Below are 2599 nucleotides of genomic sequence, written 5' to 3'. Positions count from 1 at the left end.
AAGGATCCGTTATAAAGCCGCACTTCACCCAATACTGTTTGAGCTAATGCCTACCAAATTCACCATCCCGCAATTACAGAATTTGTATGAACAGGTTTATAATGCCAAAATTGACAACCGGAATTTTATCCGCAAAGTCAACTCTACGGACTTACTAATCAAACTTACTGAAAAAGACAAGTCCAGTTCCAAACGTGGGGCTTTTTACTACACTCTGGATAAAACCAAATACAAAGCTAAATTCCAATCTTTTTTAAATTTCATACCCAACCCAGAGAATCTTATTAGCTGATAATCAAAATAATGTGAAATAAATTTCATAATAATTTTCTTTTGTTAAAAAAATAAACGTTAATTAGACGTTTATTATAGTTACTATGAATTTAACCAAATATGTCATCGGTGTTGATTACGGATCGGATTCTGTTCGCTCGGTAATTGTTAATACCGAAAATGGAGCAGAGGTATCCTCTTCAGTTTATTATTATAAAAGGTGGCAAAAAAACCTCTACTGTAAGCCATCATTAAATCAGTTCAGACAGCATCCACTTGACTACATCGAGGGATTGGAGCATACCATTAAAGAGTGTATCGCAAAAGCGGGTGGTACAGCAATAGCAGATTCCATAAAAGGAATTGCCGTAGATACTACAGGTTCTACTCCGGTAGCGGTTGACAAAACCGGAACACCCCTTGCCCTCACTCCTGGCTTTGAAGAAAATCCAAATGCCATGTTTGTATTGTGGAAAGATCATACAGGAATCAAAGAAGCAGCGCAGATTAATGAGCATGCCACAAAATTTAAAACAAACTATCTTAAATATGTGGGAGGAATCTACTCTTCAGAATGGTTCTGGGCAAAACTGCTTCATGTGTTAAGAGAAGATCCTGCTGTTCGTGACGCTACCTTTTCATGGGTGGAGCATTGTGACTGGATCCCTTTCTTGCTAACTGGAGGCGATGACGTCAGAAAAATGAAAAGGAGCCGCTGTGCAGCGGGACATAAAGCCCTTTGGGCAGAAGAGTTTAACGGCCTTCCGCCAAATGATTTTTTTAGTAAATTAGACCCCCTATTGTCTGGATTTACTGAAAGGCTATTTCAGGACACCTATACTTCAGACGAACCTGCTGGAAGATTAAGTGAGGAATGGGCCGAGAGATTAGGATTATCAACAGATGTAGTTGTTGGTGTAGGTGCTTTTGACGCACACATGGGTGCCGTTGGTGGACAGATATTACCATATCACCTTTGCAAAATCATGGGGACAAGTACCTGCGATATTCTTGTTGCCCCCTTGCAAGACCTGGAAGGCAAACTGGTAAAAGGCATTTGCGGACAGGTAAATGGCTCAGTTATCCCAGGAACAATGGGACTTGAAGCTGGTCAATCGGCTTTTGGTGATGTATATGCATGGTTCAAAAACTTAATCAGCTGGCCATTGAATCATCTGCTCACTGAATCTGCGTTAATCGATCAGGCTACAGCCGTTGCTTTAAAAGATGAACTGGAAGCAAAAATTATTTCCCGTCTAAGCGAACAGGCTGAACAATTAGGCGACGAAGATTACGCAGAGCTGGCCGTGGACTGGTTAAATGGAAGACGAACGCCTGATGCCAATCAAGAACTTAAAGGAGCCATAGCCGGTTTAAGTCTGGGAACCGACGCGCCAAAATTTTTCCGAGCCTTAGCTGCAGCAACCTGTTTTGGGGCAAAGAGTATCGTTGATAGGTTCGAAGACCAGGGTGTACCTGTAAAAGGAATAATTGGTATAGGCGGAGTAGCCCAAAAATCACCTTACATCATGCAGATGATGGCCGATGTATTAGAAATGCCAATAAAAATTCATCGATTTGAGCACACCTGCGCACTCGGAGCGGCCATGTTTGCTGCAGTAGCAGCCGGTATCCATCCAAATATTGAAACTGCAATGGAAGCAATGGGAACAGGATTCGAAGCAGAATACCAGCCCAATCTGAATAAACGAAGAATGTATCGCCAGCATTACCAGGAATATCTGGCTTTAGGTAGATATCTGGAGAAGTACAATAAGAGAGAAATCAAACCTTATGTATCATGAGCATTTATAAAATAATACGTGAAACTGCCTATGAGGCTAACATGGAATTACCAAGGCTAGGTCTTGTGTTATTCACTTTTGGAAATGTTAGCGCGGCCGACAGAGATGAAGGTGTTTTCGCTATCAAACCAAGCGGAGTGCCATACAAAGATCTTTCACCAGATAAAATGGTTATCGTTGATTTTGACGGAAATACTGTAGAAGGAACGCTCAGACCATCCTCTGATACCAAAACCCATGCTGTGTTATACAAACATTGGGAAGGAATCAATGGCATTGTACATACCCATTCAACCTATGCCACATCCTGGGCACAGGCGCAAATGGATATACCCATTTTTGGTACTACCCATGCCGATCACCTCACTGTGGATGTACCCTGTGCACCACCAATGAGTGATGAGATGATTAAAGGAAACTACGAATACGAAACGGGCTTTCAGATCATTAATCACTTTACTGAGCTCGGTTATAGTCATCATGAGGTTGAAATGATACTGGTGGGAAATCATGCTCCGTTT

The 2599-nt window shown here is 41.8% G+C and carries 3 protein-coding genes; all 3 read left to right on the top strand.

Features of this window, described 5'->3' with window-relative positions; translation table 11 throughout:
- The coding region (locus AC1DDX_RS25690; protein ID WP_477622847.1) for an NrtR DNA-binding winged helix domain-containing protein at positions 1–292 on the top strand (292 nt) is incomplete at its 5' end.
- 85 nt (positions 293–377) lie between these two features.
- The gene (locus tag AC1DDX_RS25685) at positions 378–2078 is read left to right on the top strand and encodes a ribulokinase (protein ID WP_288879121.1); all 1701 of its coding nucleotides are present in this window, start codon (positions 378–380) and stop codon (positions 2076–2078) included.
- Positions 2075–2599 (top strand): class II aldolase/adducin family protein (locus tag AC1DDX_RS25680; protein WP_477622846.1); only part of this gene is annotated, 525 nt, incomplete at its 3' end. The genes AC1DDX_RS25685 and AC1DDX_RS25680, both read left to right, overlap by 4 nt.

The organism is Pedobacter sp. 10L46_2 (assembly GCF_056395165.1).
The sequence above is the reverse complement of the archived record's forward strand: the minus strand, read 5'-3'. Positions and strand labels throughout refer to the sequence as shown.